Source organism: Amycolatopsis sp. NPDC051071 (genome assembly GCF_040682875.1).
GTDB lineage: Bacteria > Actinomycetota > Actinomycetes > Mycobacteriales > Pseudonocardiaceae > Amycolatopsis.
Genome location: NZ_JBFBBY010000002.1, coordinates 96868 through 121535, shown reverse-complemented (window position 1 = coordinate 121535; position 24668 = coordinate 96868). Strand labels below are relative to the sequence as shown.

General features: G+C 67.9%; 19 protein-coding genes. 15 read left to right on the top strand and 4 right to left on the bottom strand.

What is annotated here, in order from left to right:
* Window positions 1-4 precede the first annotated feature (4 nt).
* From AB0M65_RS01300 to AB0M65_RS01285, 4 genes are all read right to left on the bottom strand, one after another.
* Window positions 5-1072 (bottom strand): 2-oxoacid:ferredoxin oxidoreductase subunit beta, encoded by a 1068-nt coding sequence (locus AB0M65_RS01300; protein WP_364019557.1) that lies wholly within the window; start codon window positions 1070-1072, stop codon window positions 5-7.
* On the bottom strand, window positions 1069-2976 hold the full coding sequence (locus tag AB0M65_RS01295) for a 2-oxoacid:acceptor oxidoreductase subunit alpha (RefSeq protein WP_364019554.1): 1908 nt from the start codon (window positions 2974-2976) through the stop codon (window positions 1069-1071). Before AB0M65_RS01295 ends, AB0M65_RS01300 begins: the two co-directional genes overlap by 4 nt.
* A gap of 285 nt (window positions 2977-3261) precedes the next feature.
* The gene (locus tag AB0M65_RS01290; protein ID WP_364019551.1) at window positions 3262-4014 is read right to left on the bottom strand and encodes an enoyl-CoA hydratase; all 753 of its coding nucleotides are present in this window, start codon (window positions 4012-4014) and stop codon (window positions 3262-3264) included.
* A gap of 12 nt (window positions 4015-4026) precedes the next feature.
* Window positions 4027-4473 (bottom strand): Lrp/AsnC family transcriptional regulator, encoded by a 447-nt coding sequence (locus AB0M65_RS01285; RefSeq protein WP_364019548.1) that lies wholly within the window; start codon window positions 4471-4473, stop codon window positions 4027-4029.
* 74 nt (window positions 4474-4547) lie between these two features.
* Here AB0M65_RS01285 and ddaH point away from each other — a divergent pair, with 74 nt between their 5' ends.
* The 15 genes from ddaH (at window position 4548) to AB0M65_RS01210 (ending at window position 24654) form a co-directional block, all read left to right on the top strand.
* On the top strand, window positions 4548-5390 hold the full coding sequence (gene ddaH, locus AB0M65_RS01280) for a dimethylargininase (protein WP_364019545.1): 843 nt from the start codon (window positions 4548-4550) through the stop codon (window positions 5388-5390).
* A gap of 91 nt (window positions 5391-5481) precedes the next feature.
* Window positions 5482-6138: a polysaccharide deacetylase family protein gene (locus AB0M65_RS01275; protein WP_364019542.1), complete on the top strand. Its 657-nt coding sequence runs from the start codon at window positions 5482-5484 to the stop codon at window positions 6136-6138.
* 115 nt (window positions 6139-6253) lie between these two features.
* The gene (locus AB0M65_RS01270) at window positions 6254-6928 is read left to right on the top strand and encodes a glycoside hydrolase family 75 protein (protein ID WP_364019539.1); all 675 of its coding nucleotides are present in this window, start codon (window positions 6254-6256) and stop codon (window positions 6926-6928) included.
* Window positions 6929-7199: 271 nt separating this feature from the next.
* Entirely contained in the window at window positions 7200-8069 is an 870-nt protein-coding gene (locus tag AB0M65_RS01265; protein WP_364019536.1) for a hypothetical protein, read from the top strand.
* Window positions 8070-8221: 152 nt separating this feature from the next.
* On the top strand, window positions 8222-9538 hold the full coding sequence (locus AB0M65_RS01260; protein WP_364019533.1) for a nucleotide sugar dehydrogenase: 1317 nt from the start codon (window positions 8222-8224) through the stop codon (window positions 9536-9538).
* Complete coding sequence (locus AB0M65_RS01255) at window positions 9519-10706, top strand: glycosyltransferase family 4 protein (RefSeq protein WP_364019530.1); 1188 nt, start codon at window positions 9519-9521, stop codon at window positions 10704-10706. Before AB0M65_RS01260 ends, AB0M65_RS01255 begins: the two co-directional genes overlap by 20 nt.
* Before the next feature lie 140 nt (window positions 10707-10846).
* Window positions 10847-12139 carry an exopolysaccharide biosynthesis protein gene (locus AB0M65_RS01250; protein WP_364019528.1) on the top strand — a complete coding sequence of 431 codons (1293 nt, stop codon included), beginning with the start codon at window positions 10847-10849 and terminating at the stop codon, window positions 12137-12139.
* On the top strand, window positions 12136-13959 hold the full coding sequence (locus AB0M65_RS01245; protein WP_364019525.1) for a Wzz/FepE/Etk N-terminal domain-containing protein: 1824 nt from the start codon (window positions 12136-12138) through the stop codon (window positions 13957-13959). The genes AB0M65_RS01250 and AB0M65_RS01245 overlap by 4 nt, the downstream gene beginning before the upstream one ends.
* Window positions 13960-13973: 14 nt before the next feature.
* Window positions 13974-15887, top strand: a complete 1914-nt coding sequence (asnB, locus tag AB0M65_RS01240) for an asparagine synthase (glutamine-hydrolyzing) (RefSeq protein WP_364019522.1) — start codon at window positions 13974-13976, stop codon at window positions 15885-15887.
* Between the two features lie 7 nt (window positions 15888-15894).
* The gene (locus tag AB0M65_RS01235) at window positions 15895-18075 is read left to right on the top strand and encodes a bi-domain-containing oxidoreductase (protein WP_364019519.1); all 2181 of its coding nucleotides are present in this window, start codon (window positions 15895-15897) and stop codon (window positions 18073-18075) included.
* Window positions 18075-20015: an alginate lyase family protein gene (locus AB0M65_RS01230; protein WP_364019516.1), complete on the top strand. Its 1941-nt coding sequence runs from the start codon at window positions 18075-18077 to the stop codon at window positions 20013-20015. Before AB0M65_RS01235 ends, AB0M65_RS01230 begins: the two co-directional genes overlap by 1 nt.
* Entirely contained in the window at window positions 20012-21544 is a 1533-nt protein-coding gene (locus AB0M65_RS01225) for a right-handed parallel beta-helix repeat-containing protein (RefSeq protein ID WP_364019513.1), read from the top strand. Before AB0M65_RS01230 ends, AB0M65_RS01225 begins: the two co-directional genes overlap by 4 nt.
* A gap of 76 nt (window positions 21545-21620) precedes the next feature.
* Window positions 21621-22811 (top strand): O-antigen ligase domain-containing protein, encoded by a 1191-nt coding sequence (locus AB0M65_RS01220; RefSeq protein ID WP_364019651.1) that lies wholly within the window; start codon window positions 21621-21623, stop codon window positions 22809-22811.
* Window positions 22808-24010, top strand: coding sequence for a glycosyltransferase (locus AB0M65_RS01215; RefSeq protein WP_364019510.1), 1203 nt, complete (start codon window positions 22808-22810; stop codon window positions 24008-24010). Before AB0M65_RS01220 ends, AB0M65_RS01215 begins: the two co-directional genes overlap by 4 nt.
* Complete coding sequence (locus AB0M65_RS01210; protein ID WP_364019507.1) at window positions 24007-24654, top strand: phosphatase PAP2 family protein; 648 nt, start codon at window positions 24007-24009, stop codon at window positions 24652-24654. The genes AB0M65_RS01215 and AB0M65_RS01210 overlap by 4 nt, the downstream gene beginning before the upstream one ends.
* Window positions 24655-24668: the final 14 nt, after the last annotated feature.

The window sequence follows — 24668 nt, the reverse complement described above, 5'->3', positions numbered from 1 at the left end:
ACGGCTAGCTGACGACGGTCCAGGTGTCCTTGCCACGCAGCAGCGACCGCAGGTCCGGCGCCTTCGCCGCGCGGGCCTCCTCGACCTGGGCGCGTGCCTGGTCGTCGTAGGTGGGCCGCTCGACCTGACGCAGGATGCCGGTCGGCACGTGGTTCAGGTTCTGGTCGCCGATCCGCGACAGCGCGAACGCGTACGCCGTGTCCTCGATCGTCGGGTCGTGCACGACGAGGTTCTCCTCGCCGATGTTCGCGACCTTCCCGACCTCCAGCCCGCCCCAGCCGCCGCGAGTGACGCCGTACTCGGCCTGCGGCCCGAACCGGATGGGTTCGCCGGTGCGCAGCGGGATGAGCCTGTTCGCGGCCTCGTCTTTGTCCTTGAGGACGTCGAACGCGCCGTCGTTGAAGATCGGGCAGTTCTGGTAGATCTCCACCAGCGCCGAACCGCGGTGCTTCGCGGCTGCTTCCAGCACCTCGGTCAGGCCCTTGCGGTCCGAGTCGAGCGCGCGGCCCACGAACGACGCCTCGGCGCCGATCGCCAGCGACAGCGGGTTGAACGGGGTGTCGACCGAGCCCATCGGGGTGGACTTGGTGACCATGCCCTGTCCGGACGTCGGCGAGTACTGGCCCTTGGTGAGGCCGTAGACGCGGTTGTTGAACAGCAGGATCTTGATGTTCACGTTGCGCCGCAACGCGTGGATCAGGTGGTTGCCGCCGATGGACAGCGCGTCGCCGTCGCCGGTCACGACCCATACCGAAAGGTCCGGTCGCGAGGTCGCGAGGCCGGTCGCGATCGACGGCGCGCGGCCGTGGATCGAGTGCATGCCGTAGGTGTTCAGGTAGTACGGGAATCGTGACGAACAGCCGATCCCCGAGATGAAAACGATGTTCTCGCGCTTGAGGCCGAGTGTCGGCAGGAACGACTGGACGGCGTTGAGCACGACGTAGTCGCCACAGCCGGGGCACCAGCGGACCTCCTGGTCCGACTTGTAGTCCTTGGCCTTCTGCGGCTCGATTTCGGTTGGCACAAGGTCCAAGCCGCCGAGTGTGGGAATCCCCAGGTCTATCGCGGTCACTTCCCCGCCTCCGTACTGGTGATGATCTCCGTGAACACGCCTTGCAGCTCTTCGGCCTTGAAGGGCAGCCCGGCGACCTTCGTGTACGACTTGATGTCCACGAGGTACTTCGCCCTCAAGAGCATCGAAAGCTGGCCGAGATTCATTTCAGGGACGACCACGGTGTCGTACGAACGGAGTACGTCGCCGAGATTGCCCGGGAACGGGTTGAGGTGCCGCAAATGCGCCTGCGCGATCGGCATGCCCTCCTTGCGCACCCGGCGGCACGCGGCGCCGATCGGCCCGTAGGAGGAGCCCCAGCCGAGTGCGAGGACACGCGCCTTGCCGCCACTCGGGTCGTCGACGACGAGGTCCGGGACGTCGATCCCGTCGATCTTGGCTTGCCGCAGCCGGACCATCGTCTCGTGGTTGTCCGGCTCGTAGGAGATGTGCCCGGTCTTGTCGGCCTTCTCCAGTCCGCCGATGCGGTGCTGAAGACCGGCCGCGCCCGGGATCGCCCACGCACGGGCGAGGGTCTCGGGATCGCGTACATACGGCCAGAATTCCCCGGAACCGTCCTCGGCATTCGGCTCGGTGGCGAATTCCACCCGCAGATCCGGCAGGTTTTCGACGTCCGGGATCAGCCACGGCTCGGAGCCGTTCGCGATCGCGCCGTCGGACAGCAGGAAAACCGGGGTGCGGTACTTCAGCGCGATCCGGGTGGCCTCCAGGGCTGCGTCGAAGCAGTCCGCGGGGGACAGCGGCGCGACGATCGGCACCGGGGATTCGCCGTTGCGGCCGAACATCGCCTGCAGCAGGTCGGCCTGTTCGGTCTTGGTCGGCAAACCGGTGGACGGGCCGCCACGCTGCACGTCGATCACGACCAGCGGCAGTTCGGTCATCACCGCGAGGCCGATGGCTTCGGACTTCAGCGCGACACCGGGTCCGGAGGTCGAGGTGACGCCGAGCGCGCCGCCGTACGAAGCGCCGAGCGCCGCGCCGATACCGGCGATCTCGTCCTCGGCCTGGAAGGTGAGGATGCCGTAGTTCTTGTGCTTGGACAGCTCGTGGAGGACGTCCGATGCCGGAGTGATCGGGTAGGTGCCGAGCAGGATCTGCAAACCGGACTGCTGCCCGGCGGCGACCAGCCCGTACGCCAGCGCGGTGTTCCCGGTGATCTGGCGGTACGTGCCCTGGTTCAGCTTCGCGGGCGCGACCTCGTACGTCGTCGCGAACGACTCCGTCGTCTCGCCGTAGTTCCAGCCCGCCCGGAAGGCGAGGATGTTGGCCTCGGCGATGTCGGACTTCTTCGCGAACTTCTCGCGCAGGAACCGTTCGGTGCCTTCGGTCGGCCGGTGGTACATCCAGGAGAGCAGCCCGAGCGCGAACATGTTCTTCGCGCGTTCGGCGTCCTTTTTGGACAGTCCGGTTTCTTCGAGCGCCCCTCTGGTCAACGTCGACATGGCCACCCGGTGGACTTGATAGGCCGAAAGGGTGTCGTCGTCGAGCGGGTCGTTCTCGAAGCCGACCTTGACCAGGTTGCGCTTCGTGAACTCGTCGGTGTTGAGGATGATGGTCCCGCCAGACGGGACGTCGGCGAGGTTCGCCTTCAGCGCCGCGGGGTTCATCGCGACCAGGACGTCCGGCCGGTCGCCCGGCGTCAGGATGTCGTAGTCGGCGAAGTGCACCTGGAAGCTCGAGACGCCGGGGATGGTGCCCTGTGGCGCGCGGATCTCGGCGGGGAAGTTCGGCATGGTGGACAGGTCATTGCCGAAAGCGGCCGCCTCCGAGGTGAACCTGTCGCCTGTCAGCTGCATTCCGTCACCGGAGTCACCGGCGAACCGGATGACCACCCGGTCCAGCTTGGCGACCTCGGTGGGCCGTACGGCCGACAAGGAGCCGTTGCCGTTCGCACTCGTGCTCATAGGTCAGGGAATCCCTCTCTCCCGACGTGGTCCCCGGCAGCGCCGAGGATCCGGTGCCTCGCCCGGCGATGTCGGCCAGGTCACAGGTGCCATGTCCCGAGGCTAGTCCTCGTGACACTTCCCAGGTTGCCGCAAGCGCGGCCTTGACCTACTTCTCGAGTGTCCTGAGCTCGTCGCTGAGCGGGGGTTTTCCGGTTTATGTGTTACCGATGGTAACGGTTAACGATGCGACTCGATTGTGAGCCGTATCTCCTTATAGCGTAGTGAAGTCTGATCGAGGATCGGTCATTGGCCGCTGATTCTCGCTTTAAGCCTGCCTAATCGTTCGGCGAAGGCGGGTGCGGTGAGTGACGCCAGTTGCGGTTCGATCTCGGCGTCCACGGCGGCCGAATGTTCGGTCAGCGAGGCGGTGTGCCGGAGCGTGCGTTTCGTCGCGAGGAGGACGTCGCGAGGCGCCTCGACGGCGGGTCGCGCCAGCTCACGGGCCGCTTCGAGGAGATCTCCGTCAACGAGCCGGAGCGCGAGCCCGGCTTCTACAGCCGCTTCGGCGCCGACGACCTCACCGAAGAGTGTCATCGCCGCGGCCTTCTGCGGGCCGACGAGCCGCTGGATCATCCAGGTCATCCCGCCGCCGGGATGGACGCCCAATTCGAGAAATCTGGCCACGAATCTCGCCCTCGGTCCCACGATGCGGACGTCCGCGGCGAGCGCGAGGTTCAGCCCGGCGCCCACCGCGGCCCCGCCGACCGCCGCGATCGTCGGCAGGGAACATCGGGCGATCGAGAGGAAGCCGTCGTAGATCGCGCGGAGCCCGTCCTCCTTCGCGGCGGCGAGCGTGTCGAGGTCCGCGCCGGCGCAGAAGGCGGGCGGCGCACCGGTGATGATCACCGCGTGGACGCTCTCGTCGGCCTCGGCGCGCGCGACGGCGGCGGCGAGCTGGGCGGACAGGTCGAGGGTCAGGGCGTTGCGGGTCGCGGGTGCGTCGATGGTGAGCACGGCGACGCCGCCGTCATGGCTGGAGCGGATCTGATCGGTCACCGGCCGAGGGTGTCACGCCTCGGGCGTCGGCGGGCGTTCCAGCAACCGGGAAAGCACGACGGTGGACACCGTGCGGTCGACGATCTCCAGCCCGCGCAGCCGCTCCAGCGCGGTCTCCAGATGGTGGATGTCGGACGCGCGCAGGTGGACGATCGCGTCGGCCGCGCCGGAGACGGTGTAGGCGGCGACGACCTCGGGCAGCGGCTCCAGCCGGGCGCGGATGCGGGCCGGGGTGATGTTGCCGTGGCAGGTGACCTCCACGAACGCCTCGGTGCCCCAGCCCAGTGCCTCGGGATCGACGACCGCGGTGAAGCCACGCAGGACCCCGGTTTCGAGCAGTCTGTCGACCCGCCTCTTCACCGCGGGCGCGGACAAGCCGACGACTTTCCCGATGTCGGCGTAGCTTGACCTCGCGTTGGCCATCAGACATGAAACGATTCGCTGGTCGATGGTGTTCACACGCAATGTTTAGCAGGTATATGCGCAGCGAACAGCGATTGATTGCGGAATTAGGCGAGTCTTACCCTTCGTGTATGCCGGTACTAGAGCAGCCCCGTGTACCCACGACGCGCCGCTACCTCATGTGCCCGCCGCGGTACTTCGCGGTGGATTACGTCATCAACCCGTGGATGGACCCGTCCGTCCCGGTCAGCGTCGACACCGCGATGGCGCAGTGGACCGAACTCCGTGACACCTACCGACGCCTCGGCCACACCGTCGAGGAGATCGACGCCCAGCCCGGCCTGCCGGACATGGTCTTCGCCGCCAACTCCGGCACCGTCGTCGACGGCCGTGTCCTCGGCTCGCGGTTCCGCGCCCCGCAGCGCACCGCCGAGGCCGAACACTTCCGCCGCTGGTTCGTCGAACACGGCTACCGTGACATCACCATGCCGGAGAAGATCAACGAGGCCGAGGGCGACTTCGCCTGGACCGGCAAGGTCCTGCTCGCCGGCACCGGCTTCCGGACCGACCCGGCCGCGCACGCCGAGGCGCAGGAGGTCCTCGGCGTCCCGGTCGTGTCCCTGCGGCTGGTCGACCCGAGCTACTACCACCTCGACACCGCGCTGTTCGTGCTCGCCGAGGCCACCGACACCACACCGGCCCAGCTCGCCTACTACCCGGCGGCGTTCTCGGCCGGTTCGCGGAAGGTGCTGGAGCGGATGTTCCCGGACGCGGTAATCGCGGACCGGGCCGACGCGGAATGCTTTGGGCTGAACGGGGTGTCCGACGGCCGCAACGTCGTCCTGCCGGTCGAAGCGACCGGTTTGGCGGCTCGGCTGACCGGACGCGGCTACGAGGTCGTCTTCGTCGACATCTCCGAGCTCAGGAAGGCAGGCGGCGGCCCGAAGTGCTGCACCTTGGAGATCCGCAAGTAATCCGTTCGTGGACACCTTGCACGATCATGTAACTACTCCATTCGCCAATGCGATTAATCGGGAAACACACTCGGTCCCGAATGAGGCGCGGATGGTGATCCTGGCGATTGGCGGCGTTGGCAGGCCCGTGCGGGCGCTGGACCCAGGCGAGAACGAGTCCTGGGTGACCGTCGAACAGCTCGAACGGGTGCTGGATTCGGTGGCCGGACGTGAAGACGTCCGGCTCACCTTCGACGACGGTAATTCGTCCGACGTCGACATCGCACTGCCGCGGCTGGTCGAGCGCGATCTGACGGCGGAGTTCTTCCCGCTGGCGGGCCGCATCGGCCAGCGGGGCTTCATCGACGCCGCCGGACTTCGTCGTCTGGTCGCGGCCGGGATGTCGATCGGCTCGCACGGCTGGGAACACCGCGACTGGCGGCGGCTCGACGGCAGGCATGTCCGGCGCGAACTCGAAGTGGCGCCGAAGCTGCTCGCCGAACTGAGCGGGGAACCGGTCCGGTCCTACGCGCCGCCGTTCGGCGCCTACGACCGGCGAGTGCTCAGCCGGCTCCGCCGTTCCGGCGCGACGCGGGTCTACACGACCGAAGGCGGCGCCGCGTCGCTTGACGGCTGGTTGCAGCCGCGGACCGAAGTCCGGCACGACCTCGATCAGGCGTGGATCGACGGCGTGCTCGGTGAAGGGGACGCCCTGTACCGCCGAGCGGGACGGTTCATGGCGCGGGTCGCCAGGCTTGCCCAGTTTTGACCGATTTTCGTTGCGTAGTGGGAAAACAACACCCCGTCAGCCCTTGAGTCCGGTCGTTGGCCGCTGCATTCTCCGTTGAGGTAAGGAAGACTTACTAACTAAGGGGTGCAACGGTATGCGGAAGTTACTCCTGCTCTCGGCGCTGGTGTTGGCCGCAGGACTGGCCCCGGCGGCGGCGACGGCCGTGGCTTCACCCGCGATCCAGGCGGGCCCGACCGCGCAGCAGCTGCTCGCGAAGACCACCAGCTGCAAACAGATCTCGAACGGCAAGTACAAGACCGACAGTGAGACCGGCCGGACGATCGCCGTCTGCGACGCGGGAAGCGCCGTCTTCTGGAAAGCCGACATGGACATCGACTGCGACGGGCAGCCGACCGCGCGATGCAACGAGAACACCGACCCGTGGTTCCAGCCCGACACCGCGTTCCCGCGTTCCGACGGCAAGGCGCTGATCGCCGACCAGACGCCCTACATCGTCGTGCCGAGCGTCAGCAGCACGTGGAACTTCGGGAACTCGGGCCTGAAGGGCGCCGGCTCGTGCGCGGTGATCTACAACAACAAGGTGCTCTACACCGTCATCGGTGACACCGGCCCGAACGACATCATCGGCGAAGCGTCCTACGCGACCGCGAAGTCGCTGGGCATCAACCCGGACCCGGAGAACGGCGGCGTCGACTCGGGCGTCACGTACATCTGCTTCAAGAACTCGAAGGTGTCGCCGATCGAAGACCACGGGAAGTCGACCTCGGTCGGGGAAGGCCTGGCGGCGAAGTTCGTCCAGGGAAGCTGAAAAAGCTAGTGAGTGATTTGGGTCGTTAGAACGACCCAAATCACTCACGAGACCCGACTTATCCACAACCAGACCCTTTATCCACAGATTTCGCCCACGCTCCCCAGGCCTCTCCTTCGGACGCGATTGTCGGAGGGTGCCTATTCACACTCGCTGGTCGGAAGACTCGATTCCGGCCGACCTTCGCCCCAGCTGGCCGGTTCTGTTGCAAGAGCAGCATGGAATCGTCAGCAGGACCCAACTCCGCGCCTACCGGCATACTCCGTCCGACGTGCGGGCCAATATCGACGCCGGCCGGTGGCGGATCGTGCTTCCCGGTGTCATCGCCACGTTCACCGGCGAGTTGTCCCGGACGGCGAAACTCCACGCGGCGGTTCTCTACGGTGGCGGTCACGCCACCCTGAGCCATCGCACGGCCGCGGAAGAATGGAACCTCGTCCCGGTCATCGAGGGGCCGATCGAGATCACGGTGCCCTACACGAGTTCGGCCGTCTCTCAACCACCGATGGTCCTCGTGCATCGCTCCCGGGCCTTGGCCTACACGGCGGTTGAAATGCGGCCGCCCCGGACGCGAACGACCGACACGATCGTCGATCTCGCTGTTTCGCAGCGGACCCCGCGAGAGGCCACGAACACGATCGTCGACCTGGTCAGCCGGAGCCGGGTGCTGGTCTCCACGATGGACGCGTGCGTCGCGCTCCGGCCACCTTTTCGTTACCGGGCCGCCATTTTGCTGGGGCTGGCGCTGGTGCGGAACGGGCTGATGTCCGCACTCGAGGTCGAATACCAGAAAGAAGTCGAGGATGAACACGGCTTGCCTGCCGGAGACAAACAGACGCCGTTCGAAGTCGACGGCAAGACGCTTTGGGAAGACGTGACCTACGACTCGCACGGAGTTCGGCTGACGGTCCGCCTCGATGGGCGCGCGACCCATGCGATGGCGAGCGTCGCGTTCCGTGATCGCCGTCGGGACAACGCCGGGGAGTTGGCAGGCCGCGCCCGGCTCGTTTATGGGTGGCAGGACGTCCGGACCTCACCGTGCGCGGTCGCCGCCGAGGTCCGGATGGTCCTGGTGCGCGAGGGCTGGGACCCGGCCGATGGGCGAGAACCGACCTGTCCTCGGTGCCGTGCTCGTGAGTGATTTGGGTCGTTAGAACGACCCAAATCACTCACGAGAACCCTCCCCCTGCCTCCCTGCCGCTCCGCCAAACGCGGCCAACCGGCGGGCGGCGGTAACGAACCGCGGGCCCCGGCCGACCAATGGTCAGCAGAGCGCGGCTGGAGGAATTCGTCATGAAGATCAGTGTGTTCGGGCTCGGTTACGTCGGTTGTGTGTCGGCGGCGTGCCTTGCCGGGCGCGGGCACGAGGTCGTCGGGGTGGACGTGAATCCGGTGAAGATCGACCTCGTCTCCAGCGGCAAGGCGCCGGTGGTGGAGGAACGGATCGGCGAACTGACCGCGGAAGTGGTCGCCCAAGGGAAACTGAGAGCCACCACCGACGTAAGACAGGCGATCGCGGACAGCGACGTCTCCCTCATTTGCGTCGGTACCCCGTCAGCGCCCAACGGCAGCCTGTCGACGGCGTTCCTGGAGCGGGTGGCCGAGCAGATCGGCGACGCGCTCAAGGACAAGCCCACCAGGCATACCGTCGTCTTCCGCAGCACCATGCTCCCCGGCACCTGCCTGGACCTGCTCGTCCCCATTCTCGAGAAGTCCTCCGGTCTCACCGCCGGCGTCGGCTTCGGTGTCGCGGTGAACCCCGAGTTCCTGCGCGAGGGCAGCAGCGTCAAGGACTTCTACGACCCGCCCAAGACCGTCATCGGCGAGTTCGACTCGGCCAGTGGCGACGTCGTCGCGGCGCTCTACGAAGGGCTTCCCGGCGAGGTTTTCCGCGTCGCGATCCCGGTCGCCGAGATGACGAAGTACGCCGACAACTCCTTCCACGGCCTCAAGATCGGCTTCGCGAACGAACTCGGCGCCATCTGCCGCGCGCTCGGGCTCGACTCGCATCAGGTGATCGACGTCTTCCTCGCCGACCGCAAGCTCAACATCAGCCCCGCCTACCTCCGCCCCGGGTTCGCGTTCGGCGGCTCGTGCCTCCCCAAGGATTTGCGCGGCTTGGTCTACGCCGCGCACCGCGCGGACGTCGCCGTCCCGATCCTGTCGCATGTGCTGCCCTCCAACGAAGAACACCTCCAGCGTGCTTTCGATCTCGTCGTCCGCGCCGGCAAGCGCAAGGTCGGCCTGTTCGGCCTGTCCTTCAAACCGGGTACCGACGACCTTCGCGAGAGCCCGCTCGTCGAGCTGGCGGAGCGCCTGCTCGGCAAGGGTTACGACCTCCGCATCTACGACGCCAACGTCAGCCTTTCGCGGCTGATGGGCGCGAACCGCGAGTACATCGAGGGCAGGCTGCCGCATCTCGGCCAGCTGCTGGCCGGGTCCATCGGCGAGGTCCTCGACCACGCCGAGGTCTCCCTCATCGGCTGCAACGACCCGGACGTCCTCGCGGCGCTCCCGGCGGGCGGCGGCCACCCCATCATCGATCTCGTCCGCGTACCCGATGCCGACAAGCGCCGGGCTGAAGAGGGATATGTCGGTCTTGCCTGGTAAAGCTCTCATCCTCGTCGAGAACCTTTCCGTCCCCTTCGATCGCCGCGTCTGGCAAGAGTGCCAGACACTCTCGGGCGACGGCTGGGAAGTCCACGTCATCTGTCCACAAGGGACGAAACGGGACACCGAAGCCGAAGTCACCATCGACGGCGTCCACATCCTGCGGTACCCGTTGAAGGCCGCCACCGGCGGTCCGGCTGGATACGTCCAGGAGTACGGATCCGCGCTGTGGCACACACTCCGGCTCGCCCGCAAGGTCGGCCGGGTGGACGTCGTGCACGCCTGCAATCCGCCGGACATGCTGTTCCTGGTCGCGCTCTACCTCAAGCGCCAGGGCGCGAAGTTCATCTTCGACCAGCACGATCTTTGCCCCGAGTTGTACCTTTCGCGCTTCAACCGCGGTGAGGACTTCCTGTATCGCGCCGTCTGCGCGCTGGAACGCCGCACCTACAAGACCGCCGACGTCGTGATCGCCACCAACGAGAGCTACAAGGACGTCGCGGTGAAGCGTGGCGGCAAAGCGCCGGAGGACGTCTTCGTCGTGCGCAGCGCGCCGGTGGTCGAGCGGTTCCACCAGGTCCCGGCCGAGCCCGAACTGAAGAAGGGCAAGCCGCATCTGCTGGCGTACCTCGGCGTGATGGGCCCGCAGGACGGCGTCGACTACGCCCTGCGCGCGCTCGCGTCCCTGCGTGACGAGGTCGGCCGCACCGACTGGCATGCCGTGTTCATCGGCTCCGGCGACGCTTTCGACGCCATGGTCGCGTTGTCCAAGGAACTCAAGCTCGACGATCAGGTCGAGTTCACCGGCCGGATCTCCGACGAGGATCTCGTGCGTTACCTGTCGGTGGCCGACGTCTGCCTGTCGCCGGATCCCCTCAACCCGCTCAACGACGTGTCGACCATGAACAAGATCATGGAGTACATGGCGATGAGCCGTCCGATCGTCTCCTTCGAGCTGCGGGAGGCCCGGGTTTCGGCCGGGGAGGCCGCGCTGTACGCACCGGCGAACGACGAGCCGGAGTTCGCGAAGCTGATCGCGCAGCTGCTCGACTCGCCGGAGGAGCGGGCCGCGATGGGTGAGCTGGGGCGGGCGCGCGTCGCCGGTCCGCTCTCTTGGGAGAACTCCCAGAAAGCCCTGCTCGCGGCCTATGCGGCCGCGACCCGTTGATCGATTTCCCCGGTCGCGTTTTGAACAAGACTCGGGCAATCCTGTAACCAACGCCGCGATCGGTCCGACGGGATTGATGCCACACCCACACGCGCCGATGGGAGATCCCGGCTTTGACTGACGATACGGTGCGCCTGTCCATGATCGGACAGGTTCTGCGCGGCCGATGGCGGACCCTGGTGGTCCTCGCCGTCCTCGGTGCCCTGGTCGGCGCGGGTTCGTCGTTGATCCTTTCCCCCGGCTACCGGACCACGTCCAACGTCCTGCTCCAGGGGCCGCGCGAGGCCGACGAATTGCTCACCCAGTCCGAGGTCGCGACCAGCTCGGTCGTCCTCGACCGGGCCGCCGCCGTGCTCGGCCGGGGCAGTGGTCTCGGCCTCCGCGACCAGGTGTCCACCACGGTCGCGCAGGGCAACGTGATCACCATCGCCGCGACCGACGACTCCGCCGAACACGCCCAGCAGGTCGCGGACCAGGTCGCCCAGGAATTCGTGAAGTACTCGACGCAGATCCTCACCAGCTCCGGCGACTCCGCGGTCCAGCTGGCGAACGAGCGCCGCGAGACGTTGCGTCAGCAGGTCTCGCAGACGAACCAGCGGATCACCGAGCTGACCGAGAAGGTCTCCGACGGGAAGACGACGGTCGAGACCGTCCAGCTCCGCACCGAACTGGCCGCGCTGCGCTCGTCGATCGAGCAGGCGATGTCCAGCCTCAACGCCACCGACACCGCGAGCGGCCTCGGCAGCATGGTCGTGATGGGTGGGGCCGAGCGGCCGACTTCGGCGGCATCACCGACGTTGCCGCAGCTGGCTCTCGGCGGTGCGGCGTTGTTCTTCGTATTCGGCCTCCTCGGTCACCTGTTCGCCGCCCGCACCGACCGGCGGCTGCGGGACGAGGAGGAGATCGGCGCGGCGGCGGGTGGTCCGGTGCTGGCCACCGTGGACGTCGTCGACGTGCCGGACCCCGAGGCCGAGCGGAGCCTGCGGGCGAAGGTCCTCGGTGACGACAAGCCGTGGAACATCCAGCGAGTGGACGTCTTCCCCGACGAGATTGACGGAGACGTCCACTACCGCCGCCTCGTGGCGAGGTTGCGGCAGCGGCGGTTGCTGGTGGTGGTGGCCGATGGAGACCACGCCGCGCGGGTGGCCGCCGCCGATATCGCCGAGCTTTCCGATCGGTGGTTCACCGTTGTCACGGTGGCGCCCGGACGGCCGGTCGTGGAAGACGCCGACGCCGACGGGGTTCTCGTCGTGCTCGGCGTGGGGACGCGTACCGCGTGGGAGCTGGTCGGCATCGCCGAAGCCTGCGCCGACGCCGGGTTGACCGTGGTCGGGGCGGCGTTGATCCGCCCCGTCCGGCCGACCCGCAGCCGGGCGGCCAAACCGCCCAAACCCGCCAAGACCGATCGAGAAGCACTGGCAGGTACCCCGTGACGACCGCGGAAAAAGAGAAACCCGAACCCCTTGTCGACCTCCAGCGGCTCGTTGTCTCGGTCCGGCGCCGCCGACGCCTGTGGCTGGCCACCGCGCTCGCCGGCCTGATCGCCGGCGGGCTCGTGGCGATGTTCCTGCCGTCGCCGCCGACGGCGGTGGCGAAGATCCTCGTCGTCCACGCGGACGATTCACCCAGCGACAGCGGCACGTTGATGGAGACCGACGTCGCGGTGATGCAGACGACGAAGATCGCGGCCGACGCGCTCAAGAAGTTGAACAGCACTCAGCCCGCCGAAGAGTTCCTCAAGGACTACACGGCCCTTGGCGTGACCAACAACGTGCTCCAGCTGACGGTCAAAGGCAAGGACAACGCCGACGCCGTCGCCCGCACGCAGGCGCTCGCCGACGCCTTCATCGCCGAGTACATCGCGCGCTCCCAGGCGGCCGCGGCCGCCGAGCAGAAGGCCCTGCTCGACCAGCGCAACCAGGCGCAGACCGAAATCGGCACCATCCAGGCCGACATCGTCACCGAAGAGGCGAAGAACCGGAACGCCAATCCCGCGCAGCTGGAGCGGTTGTACTCGCGCCGCGCGGAGCTGACGTCGAAGATCTCCGACTACGACGGCCGCGCGCAGGAAGCGGGTATCGGCACGCCGAAGGTCGGCGCGGGTACGCAGATCGTGGACGTGCCGCGGATCCTGCCGCGTTCGGTGCTGAAGACCACCGGCACGGCAGGCGGCATCGGCCTGGTGCTCGGCCTGCTGCTCGGGCTCGTGCTGGCCGCCATCAGCAGTGTGGTGAAGGACCGGCCGGTACTGCGCCGCGAGCTCTCACGCCATCTTGGCGCCTCGGTGATCGCCCAGCTGCCGAAGCCGCCGCGATGGCTGCGGAAGGCCCGCGCGCTCGAACAACGCAAACGGGTCGCCACCACGTTGATCCGGACGATCAGCAAGGAAGCCGGGACGGTGTCCCTGCTCGATCTCGGCGCACGCGCGACGACGGCCGCGCTGGCCGCCGACATCGCCGCCGAACTCGCCGGAAAGGGTCCGGTCGCGCTCGTCGACGACCTGCCGAAGGCGAATCTGCGTGCGCTGGTCGGCGCGGGGATCCGGGTGCTGGAACGCGACGAGCCGACGGCCCCCGGTGAACGCCGGGTCGGTGTCGGCTCGATCGAGCCGGGGACGGCGTGGACGAACCTCGAACATCTCGGCGCGGAAGCCATCCTCGTCGTGCGCGCCGGGCAGGCGAATACCGAATGGCTGCACACGGTCGCGCGTCAGCTGGCCGAACGGCGGATCCCGGTTATCGGGGTCGTGCTGGTGGACCCGGATCCGCGTGACCACACCGACGGCACGCTGTGGGACGGCCTGCACACCGCGTTGCGTGGACGAGGTGTTGACGTCGAGGCGCAAGAACGCCAGGTCGTCGTGGTCGAGCGGGTGGTCGAGCGGGTCGCGGAGCCGGTGCGTGCGCCGGAACCGGTCCGGGCGCGTGAGCCGATGCCGCCTCGCCGTCCGCAGCCGATGTTCGACCGGGTGCCGCATCCGAAGCCGTCCGGGCCGCCGCCGAGACCGGTGGAGATGTTCCCGGACGACGAGCCCACCGTGCGTCGGCTCGCGGTGGCGCCGCCCGATCCAGCCAGGCAGAACTCGATCCAGCAGAAGCCGGTCGAACGGGTGCTGGAACCGGCCAAGGACAAGAAAGCAGCCCGGCGGCGGCCGCCGACGCCGTACAAGCGGCCTGAGGATCAAGAGAACAACGCCGATCAGCCGACAAAACGATTCGCGCCTGTTTCACCTGATAACGCCGAAGCCTTGTAAGGGGAGCTAAGCAGATGTGCGGCATCGCAGGGGCCTATTTCTGGCCGGACGGGGGACCGCTCACCGATCGGCTCACCAAAACCCTCGCCCACCGCGGACCGGATGGTTCGGGGCGGTACGACCACCGGGCAGGCGAGGGAGAAGTCCACTTAGGACACCGAAGGCTCTCGATCGTCGACCTGACCGAGACCGGCGCGCAGCCGATGGTCAAGGACGGTCTCGCGCTGACCTACAACGGCGAGCTCTACAACGCGCCGGAGCTACGGAAGGAACTCGAAGCCGCCGGCGTGCGGTTCCGGGGGACGTCCGACACCGAGGTCCTGCTGGAGGCCTGGCGCGAATGGGGCACCGGGGGACTGCACCGGCTGCGTGGCATGTTCGCGTTCGGTGTCTTCGACGAGCGTTCCGGTGAACTCGTGCTGGTCCGCGACCAGCTGGGCATCAAACCGCTGTTCCTGGTGCGCCGCGGCAAGGGCGTCGTGTTCGCGTCCGAGCTGAAGGCGCTGGCCGCGGAACTCGGTGGCTCGCTGACCGTCGACGACACCGCACTCGTCGCTTCACTGCTCTACTACTGGGTTCCGGACGGCCGCTGTGCGTTCCGTGAGGCCGAGAAGCTGCCGCCGGGCAGTTGGGCACGCTTCCGGCCCAACGGTGACCTGGACCGCGGCACCTTCTGGTCGCTGCGCCAGGTCGCCGAGGAAGGCGCCGCGTACGAGGGCGAGTTCGATCTCAACGCCGTCATCGAGGACTCCACGCGCAAGCACCTGATCTCGGACGTGCCGGTCGCGACGTTCCTCTCCGGCGGGCTCGACTCCAGCTATCTGACCGCGATCGCCGCGCGTGAGCAGCCTGGGATTTCCGCGTACACTATTGGTTTCCGGGCCGAGGACGCCAAGTTCGAGGCGATGCCGGACGACCTGATGTACGCGAAGAAGGTCGCCGCGAAGTTCGGCGTCGACCTGCACGAGATCGAGATCGCGCCGCAGGTGCTGGATCTGCTGCCGAGGATGACGTATCACCTCGACGAGCCGATCGGCGACCCGGCGGCGATCAACAGCTACCTGATCTGCACCGCCGCCCGCGAGGCGGGTGTCAAGGTGATGCTGTCCGGGATGGGTGCCGACGAGCTGTTCGCCGGGTACCGCAAACATCTCGCGAACAAGCTCGCCGTGCGGTACCAACGGGTTCCGGGACTGGTGCGCCGTCCCATCGAGTCCGTTGTGGACAGACTGCCGGTGGCGACGTCGAAGCGCGGGTTCCGCTCGGTGCGGTTCGCCAAGCGGTTCCTCTCGTTCGCGGAACTGCCGGAGGAGACCGCGTTCCGGCGCAGCTACACGATGTACGACCAGGCCGAACTCGTCGGGCTGCTGAACCCGGACCTCGCCGGCGCCGTCGACGACGTGCTCACCGAGCACGCGGACACTTATCACGACAACACGTTGTCCGACTTCGTGAACCGTATGTGCCTCGCCGATTCCCGGCTGTTCCTCCCGGGCCTGAACCTCGCCTACACCGACCGGTCGAGTATGGCCGCCTCCACCGAGGTGCGGACGCCGTTCGTCGACATCGAGGTCGTGAAGGCCGCGTTCCGGATCCCCGGCGACAAGAAGATCGTGAAGCGCCAAGGGAAAATGGCGTTGAAGGAAGCGGCGCTGTCGATACTCCCCGCGGAGATCGTCCACCGGCCGAAGGGCCTGTTCAGCGCACCACTGCGGGCTTGGATGAGCCGCGACCTCGCGCCACTGGTGCGTGAGGTGACCAACGAAGGCGAATTGGTGAAGGCCGGTTTCCTCCGGCGTGAGGCCCTGCAACGGCTCGTCGACGAAGACGCGTCCGGGCAGCAGGACCGGTCCAAGCACCTCTGGCACATCTTGACCCTCGAGTACTGGTATCGCGGCGCCGTCGAGGCCCGCGCGAACGCCTCCTAGGAGCGACGTGAAGCAGGTAGTGCAGAACTACAAGAGCGGGGAGCTGGCGCTCCTCGACGTCGGAGCCCCCGCGTGCAAACCGGGGGGTGTGCTGGTCCGCACCGCCTATTCGCTGATCTCCGCCGGCACCGAGATGATGAAGGTGTCCGAGGCGAGCCTTTCACTGGTGGGCAAGGCGAAGGCGCGGCCGGATCAGGTCGCGAAGGTGATGCAGAGCGTCGCGGCGAACGGGCTCGGCGCCACCTACCGCAAGGCGATGAACAAACTCGATTCGTACACCCCCCTGGGGTACTCGCTCTGTGGTGTGGTCGAGGAGGTCGGCGCCGGTGTGCACGACGTCACGGTCGGGGATTACGTGGCCTGCGCCGGAAACGAGCACGCACTGCACTCGGAACTCAACTGGGTGCCCAAGAACCTCTACTCCCGCGTGCCCGACGGCGTCGACCCGCGGCATGCCGCGTTCGGCACGGTCGGCTCGATCGCGATGCAGGGTGTCCGCCGCGGTGAACCGCAGATCGGTGACATCGCGCTGGTCATCGGGCTCGGCCTGATCGGCCAGCTGGTGGTGCAGTTGCTGGTCGCCTCCGGTGTGCGCGTGGTCGGCGTCGACCCGGACCCGACGCGGTGCGCGTTGGCCGAACAGCTCGGCGCGCTCAGGTGCGCCGATCCGGGATCCGGCGTCATCGACACCGCGGTCGCGGAGATCAGCGCCGGGCACGGTGTCGACCAGGTCTACCTCGCCGCGGGTGGCAGCACGAACGAGCCGGTGGAGCTGGCCGCGAAGCTGAGCCGCGATCGCGGCCGGGTGATCGACATCGGCAAATGCTCGCTGAACCTGCCGTGGAACGCTTACTACGAAAAGGAACTCGACGTCCGGTTCTCCCGCTCGTACGGCCCCGGCCGCTACGACCCGGAGTACGAACTCGAAGGCCGCGACTACCCGATCGGCCAGGTCCGGTGGACCGAACGCCGCAACCTCGAATGCGTCGTCGACCTGATGGGCAGCGGCCGTCTCGACGTCGAGCCGCTGATCTCGCATGTCTCGGCCTTCTCCGACGCCGTCGAGACGTACCGGAAGCTGAACGAGGGCGAGCTCAAGGCCGTCGCGGTGCTGTTCGAGTACGAGAAGCGCACCGCGACGGCCACCGCGCAGGTCGCCGAGGTCGCGATGCCGAAGACGGTGACCACGCGTGCGGTGCCCAAGCCGGATAGTTTGCGGATCGGGTTCATCGGCGCGGGCAACTACGCGTCCTCGATGCTCCTGCCGCATCTCGCGGAGATGGAGTACATGGACCTCTTTGAGGTCGTCACCACGTCCGCGCTCTCGGGCGCGAACGCCAAGCGCAAGTTCGGTTTCGCCAAGGCCACGACCGATGTCGACTCGATGCTCGAAGACGACTCGATCGACGCGGTGTTCATCGTGACGCGGCACAGCTCGCATGCCGAGCTGACTAGGCGCGCGCTGCTCGCGGGCAAGGCCGTCTTCGTCGAGAAGCCCCTCGCCTTGTCGGAGAAGGAACTCGAAATCGTGCTCGGTGCGATCGAGGAATCCGGCAACGACCGGCTGCAGGTCGGCTTCAACCGCCGGTTCGCGCCGCTGCTGAACGAAGCGGTCGTCCACTTCGGACCGCGGATCGGCCCGGCTTCGGTGCGGTACTTGATCAACGCCGGTCAGCTCGACGCCAACAGCTGGTACAACCAGTTCGACAGCGAAGGTTCGCGCTTCGCCGGTGAGGGCGGGCACTTCATCGACACGGTCAGCCGGCTGCTCGGCTCCGACCCGGTCTCGGTGTACGCCACCGCGACGCCGGGGCATCAGGACCTGCAGATCCTGCTGCGTTACCCGGACGGTTCGACGGCGTCGATCGCCTACACCACCAGCGGTTCTTCGGCGTTCCCCAAGGAGACGATCGACCTCACCGCCGACGGCAAGGTGCTGAAGTTCGACGACTTCGCGCGTGCCTCGGTGTTCGGCCGCAAGAAGTGGGCCAGCTCGCGGATCCCCAAGGGGCGTGACAAGGGCCAGGCCGCCGAACTCGAAGCGTTCGTCAACGCGCTGACGACCGGCGTCGCAATGCCGGTTTCGGTCGAGTCGCTGGTCTCGACGACGCTGGCCACGCTCGCGGTCAACCGCAGCCTGGAGACCGGCGTGCCGGTGCGGATCAACGCCAAGGAAGGACTCGGCTGATGGATCCGTCCTGGTACCTGCGAAGGCTGTCGCGGATGGGACCGGCCGAGATCGCGGGCCGGGTCACCGACGTCGTGCGCAAACGCCAGTGGCGCGGGGTCGCGGGGGAGAAGGCGGCCTGGCTGCCGGACCGGCGGTTCGCCCGCGTTCCCGGCGAGGACGTCCTCGCCGCCGTGTCCGGTGACGCGGTCAAGGACCTGGTCGTCAAGGCGGACCGGCTGATGGACGGGCGCGCCGAGTACTTCGGCGTCGAGCGGGACGACCTCGTCGACCCGGACTGGTCGCGTGACCCGAAGACCGGGCGGCGGGCACCGTCCGATGTGTACTCCTTCGACATCCCGTACCGGAGCGAAGAGGCTGTCGGCGATATCAAGCAGATTTGGGAGCCGTCACGGCACCAGCATCTCACCGTGCTGGCCGCCGCGTACGCCCTGACCGGTGAGGACCGCTACGCCGAACGCGTCGCCGCGCATCTGAAGTCGTGGTGGGTGGCCAATCCGCCGATGCGCGGGGTGCACTGGGTCAGCGGGATCGAACTCGGCATCCGGCTGCTTTCCTGGGTGTGGGTCCGGCGGCTGCTCGACGGCTGGGCGGAGACGTCGTCGCTGTTCGAGGACAATCCGGTGGCGCTCAACCAGATCTGGCACCACCAGCGCTGGCTGGCCGCCTTTCCTAGCCGCGGCTCGTCGGCGAACAACCACGTGATCGCCGAGGACGCCGGACAGCTCGCCGCGGCCTGCGCGTTCGACTGGTTCCCGGAATCGGGCCGGTGGCGCGATTCGGCACTGGCGTCGCTGGACAAGATGCTGGCGCACAACACCTTCGGCTCCGGCATCAACCGTGAACTCGCTACCGAGTACCATGGGCTCGTCCTGGAACTCGGACTCGCCGGGGCACTGGAAGCGAAGGCCGCCGGCGTGGCGGTGCCCGAGTCGACCTGGCTCGTCCTGCTCCGGATGACCGACGCACTCGCGTCCCTTGTGGACAGCCGGCTTCGGCCCCCGAGGCAGGGTGACGCCGACGACGGCTTCGGGATCGTCGTCGACGGTGACGACACCAGCCGCTGGGGCTCACTGATCACCACCGGCGGAGTCCTTTTCGGACGGTTGGACTGGTGGCCGGAGGTACGGGAGGGCGACGTCCGCACGCCGCTCTTTTCCGCGCTGGCCAAGGATATTCACATCGGTGCCGCGCGTCCGGTGCGGCGGCGGGACGACTTCGCCGACGCCGGGATGACCATCCTGCGTGATGGCGACATCTGGTGCCGCTGCGACGGCGGGCCGCACGGCTTCCTGTCCATCGCCGCGCACGCGCACGCCGACGCGCTCTCGGTCGAGGTCCGGCACGACGGCGTCGACATCCTCGCCGACCCAGGAACGTACTGCTATCACGGGGAACCGAAGTGGCGTTCGTACTTCCGGTCCACGGCCGGGCACAACACACTCGAACTCGGCGGCAGCGACCAGTCCGTCTCCGGCGGGCCGTTCCTGTGGACGAAACACGCCGTCACCAAGGTGATCGCCGCCGGAACCCCGTCGCGATGGAGTGCCGAGCACGACGGTTACGCCCCGGCGCTCCACCGGCGTTCGGTGGAGCTGGACGGTGCTGAGCTGCGGATTCTTGACGACGTCGACGGTGGTGAGGCACGTCCGTGCCGTCTCGCGTTCCACTTCGGTCCCGCCGTCGAGGTCGCCGTCACCGGCGACACCGCGAAGCTGTCCTGGACGGTCGACGGTCAGGAACGCGGGGCATCGCTGGAGTTGCCTTCGCAGCTCACGTGGTCGGCACATCGCGGGGAGACCACCCCGCCGCTCGGCTGGTACTCGGCGGGCTTCGGCCGCCGCGAGCCCGCGTGGACCCTGCTCGGCGCCGGAACCGCCGGTGCGGAAGGCACGTTGTCCAGCGTGCTCACCTTCGACCCCGAGGAACCCACGTTGTGACCTCCCGACCGCACCGCTTCCGCCGAGTCGTCCTGCCGGTCCTCCTGGCCACCGTGACGGTTTTGGCCTCCTGCACCGCCGACCCGGCCGACGAGGCGGGGAAACCACCGGATCCGGCGCGGGCGCCGTCCGGCGCGGTGGCGCAGGTGTGCGACAAGCTGCCACCCGGCCCGGCGGCGGCACCGGCGGGAGCGGTGACGGTCGATCCGGCGGTACCGGGTGATCTCGCGGCGAAGACCAGGGCGGCCGGACCCGGGACGACGTTCTGGCTGGCCCCGGGCACGCACCGGCTCGGCGACGACCGGTTCGACCAGGTCCAGCCGAAGGCGGGCAACGTCTACCTCGGCGGCCCCGGTGCGATCCTCGACGGCCGGAGGATCAACCAGTACGCCTTCTCCGGCAGCGGTCCCGACGTCAAGCTCCAGTACCTCACCGTGCGCGGGTTCATGGCCCCGCGTGACGAAGGCGTGGTCAACCACGATTCGGCCCCGGGCTGGGTCATCGAGCACAACACCGTGCAGGAGAACGACGGCGCGGGCCTGATGGCGGGTGCGCGGCAGCAGGTGCGGGGGAACTGCCTGCGGAACAACGGGCAGTACGGGATGAACGCCTACGAGGGCGAGAACGGGATCACCGGGCTCCTCGTCGAAGGCAACGAGATCACCGGCAACAACACCGGCGACTGGGAACGGAAGGTCGACGGCTGCGGCTGCACCGGCGGGGTCAAGTTCTGGGCCGTCGACGGCGCCGACGTGCGCGGGAACTGGGTGCACGAAAACCGCGGCGTCGGGCTGTGGGCGGATACGAACAACAATGACTTCCTGATCGAGGGCAATCTCGTCGAGGGCAACGACAGCACCGCGATCCTCTACGAGACCAGCTACAACGCCGTCATTCGCGGCAACACCGTGCGCCGCAACAACTGGGTGGACGGGAAGTCCTACATCGACCGCGGTGACAGCTTCCCGGTGGCGGCGATCTACCTCTCCGAGTCCGGCGGCGAGCCGAGGGTGAAGGCGCGGACGGACAAGGTCGAGATCGCCGGGAACGTGCTCGAGAACAACTGGAACGGCATCACGCTGTGGGAGAACTCCGACCGGTTCTGCAACAGCCCGGCCAATACGTCGTCGGGTGCCTGCACGAAGCTGGTGCCACGACACGAGACCTGCGCGAAGCCCGCGATCGCGTCGGGCCCGCTGTACGACGACTGCCGGTGGAAGACGCAACGCGTCGACATCCACCACAACCGGTTCGTCCTCGATCCGGCCGTCGCGGGCTGCGAGAGCACGTGCGCGCGGATGGCGGTACTGGCGAACTTCGGCACGTACCCGGATTGGTCGCCGTACCAGGGCGAGGTCGTCCAGCAGGCCATCACCTTCAACCAAGGCAACAGGTGGCACGACAACACCTACGCCGGGCCGTGGAACTTCATCGGCTTCGAGCCGAGCCGGAGCCTGGGCATCGGCGAATGGCAAGGCGGGCCGTACAAACAGGACACCGGCTCCACCTACACCCGCCAAGGAGGCTGACATGCGGAGCGAAACCGCCAGGAGAACCCGCTTTCCGCGCCTCCCGCGGGTCGAGCGTCCTTCGCAGTCGCCGGATATGCCGAAGGCGGTCGCCCTCGTCTGGGCACTGCTGATCCTCAACACCCTCGGCTCCACCGGCGCGACGACGGTGATCCCGATCCCGCGGTCGGTGATCCAGCTGGTCACCATGGGGTCGCTGGTGCTGGCGTTCTGCGTCGCGCTGGTGCTGAACGTCCGGCTCCGCATCCGGCCGAGCGCGTATCTGCTGCTGCTCACCGTGCTGGCGATTCTCAGTCTCCTGGCGAGCCTGAACCTCGAAGTCGGGTACGGCGCGTTGTTCCGCTGCTTCCGGTTCGGCCTGTTCGTCAGCACGCTGTGGCTGCTCACCCGCTGGTGGGACGGCGGGATCCGGCTTGTCCGGCACCACATCCGCACTTATTCCGTGGTGCTGGTGACGGTCGTCGTCGGGCTGGCGGCGTCGCCGGGGATGGCGCTGGCCGAGGAGTACGGCGGACGGCTCACCGGCACCCTGTGGCCGCTCACCCCGCCGCAGGTCGGGCAGTACGCCGCGGTGGTCATCGGGCTCACCCTGCTGCTGTGGCTCGGCGGCGAACTCGACCGGCTGAACGCGCTGATCGTCATCGTCCCGTCGTTCGGGATCCTGCTGCTGACGCATACCCGCACGGCGATGCTCGGCCTGATCGCCGGCGTCCTGCTCGCCCTGCTCTCGCTGTGGATGTCCAGCGCGCGGGCCCGCAAGGTGTTCGCCGGGGTCGCGCTGACCGCCGCCGTCGTCGCGGTCGCCCTCGGTTCGCTGCTGCAGGCCTGGTTCCTGCGCGGACAGAGCGAGGAGAACTTCTCCAGCCTCACCGGCAGGGCGAAGGTCTGGGACGCGCTGCTGTCCGATCCACGCACCCTCGGCGAGTACATATTCGGTGTCGGGCTGACGAACAAGTCCTACATCGGCCTGCCCATCGACAACAGCTGGCTCGCGGTCTACCACGAACAGGGTTATGTCGGGATCGCGATCGTCGCGGCCTTCATGCTCGTGCTGATCGTGGTCGCCGCACTGCGGCCGCCGTCGCTGGCCAGAGCCTGCGCGATCTTCCTGATCACCTACTGCCTTTCCGCGTCCTACACCGAAGCGGGACTCGGCGACGCCTCGCCGTACCTGCTGCATCTGGCGCTGGCGGCGTCACTGCTGGTGCGGACGCCGTCCGAAACCGTCGTCGAGAAGAAGTACATCCCGGCCAAGGAGCCTGCGTGAAGGTCCTCGTGGTCCACAACCGCTATCGGTCCGAACAACCGAGCGGTGAGAACAACGTCGTCGACCAGGAGGTCGCGCTGCTCGCGGACGCCGGGCACGACGTCGGCCTCTTCGAACGGCGCAGCGACGACATCTCCGCGATGTCGTTGCCGCGTAAGGCCGTCGTCCCGTTGCGGGTGCCGTGGAACCGGGCGGTGCGCGCGGATCTCGCCCGGCGGCTGACCGAAGAGCGGCCCGACGTCGTCCACATCCACAACACGTTCCCGCTGCTTTCGCCGTCGGTGCTGGCGGCGTGCGCGGACGTCGGCGTGCCCGCCGTCGCGACGGTGCACAACTACACGCTGATTTGCCCGCCCGGCACGCTGTACCGCGACGGCCATGTCTGCACCGATTGCGTCGGCCGGACGCCGGTGCCCGCGGTGCGGCACGGCTGCTACCGCGGTTCGAGCCTCGCGACCGTGCCGATGGCGGCGAGCCTGGTGGTCAACCGGAATCGCTGGTGGACCGGGATCTCGCGGTTCTTCTGCATCTCGCGGGCGCAGCGCGAAATCCTGATCGCCGCCGGGATGCCCGCCGAGAAGATGGCGGTGAAGTACAACTTCGTCACCGATCCGGGGATCAGGCGCGTCGGCACCGGCGAGCATGTGCTGTTCCTCGGCCGGATCACCGCGGAGAAGGGGATCGGCCTGCTCATGCGGGCCTGGGACCGGCTCGCCGCGGCAGGCGGGCTCGGGATGCCGCTGGTGATCGCGGGCACCGGCCCGATGCAGGACGAGGTCGCCCGCTGGGCCGAAGGCCGCGACGACGTCCGCTACGAAGGCCTGCGGACCAAGGCGGAATGCGCCGAGCTGGTCACCCGCGCGGCCGTCGCGGTGGCGCCGTCGGAATGGCTGGAGACGTTCGGGCTGGTGGTCGTCGAGGCGATGGCCGCCGGCGTCCCGACCGTCGCCGCCGCGCACGGCGCGTTCCGCGAGCTTGTCGAGGACGGTGTCACCGGGCTGCTGCACGAACCCGGCGACGACGAGTCGCTGGCGCGACGGCTGCGGGAGATCGTCGGCGACGTCGAACGGAACCACGAACTCGGCAAGGCCGCGCGGATGGTCTACGAACAGGAATTCACCCCGGAGGTCGGGCTGGACCGCTTGATCTCCGGGTACGAAGGCGCGATCCGGGCCGCCGAGCAGGTGGCCGCGGAGTGAAGACGGGCGTACTGGCGGCACCCCCGGCCCTGCCGCCGGTGCTCCGCCCCACCGCGTTCGTCCTCGCCGTCGCCGGTTTTCTCGGTGCCGTCGTGCTCCTGCTGCTGTACGCGGGGACCACCGAGCCGACAGGGATGGACGCGGTGCTGGTCGACGCGCTCGCCTGGTCCGACGATCCGTGGTGGACCATCGGCGTGGTGATCGACTACCTCGGCGAGCCCATCGGCTCGGTGATCGTCATGCTCCTGTTCCTGGGGGCGTGTTTTCTCGCGCGGCGTCCCCGCACCGCCGTCGCCGGTGTGGTGGCGGTGCTGATCACCGTCGGCCTGACCAGCGGGCTGAAACCGTTGACCGGCCGGTACATCCACGGCGATTTCCTCTCGTATCCCAGTGGGCACACCGGTTTCGTGACCGCGCTGGCTTTTACCGCCGCCCTCGGCTTCTTCGGCGGACTCGGTCGCGGCCGGGCGTCGGTGCTGGTGGTCGTCGTGGTCGTACTCGCCGGGTTCGCGATGGGCTGGGCCCAGGTAACAATGGGCGCGCATTACCCGACTGACACGCTGGGCGGCTTCGGCGTGGCACTCGCGGTGGTGCCGGTGGCGGCACTGCTCACGGATAAAGCGATGTCCAGACGGGCGTCGTGAACGGCGTCTTTTCT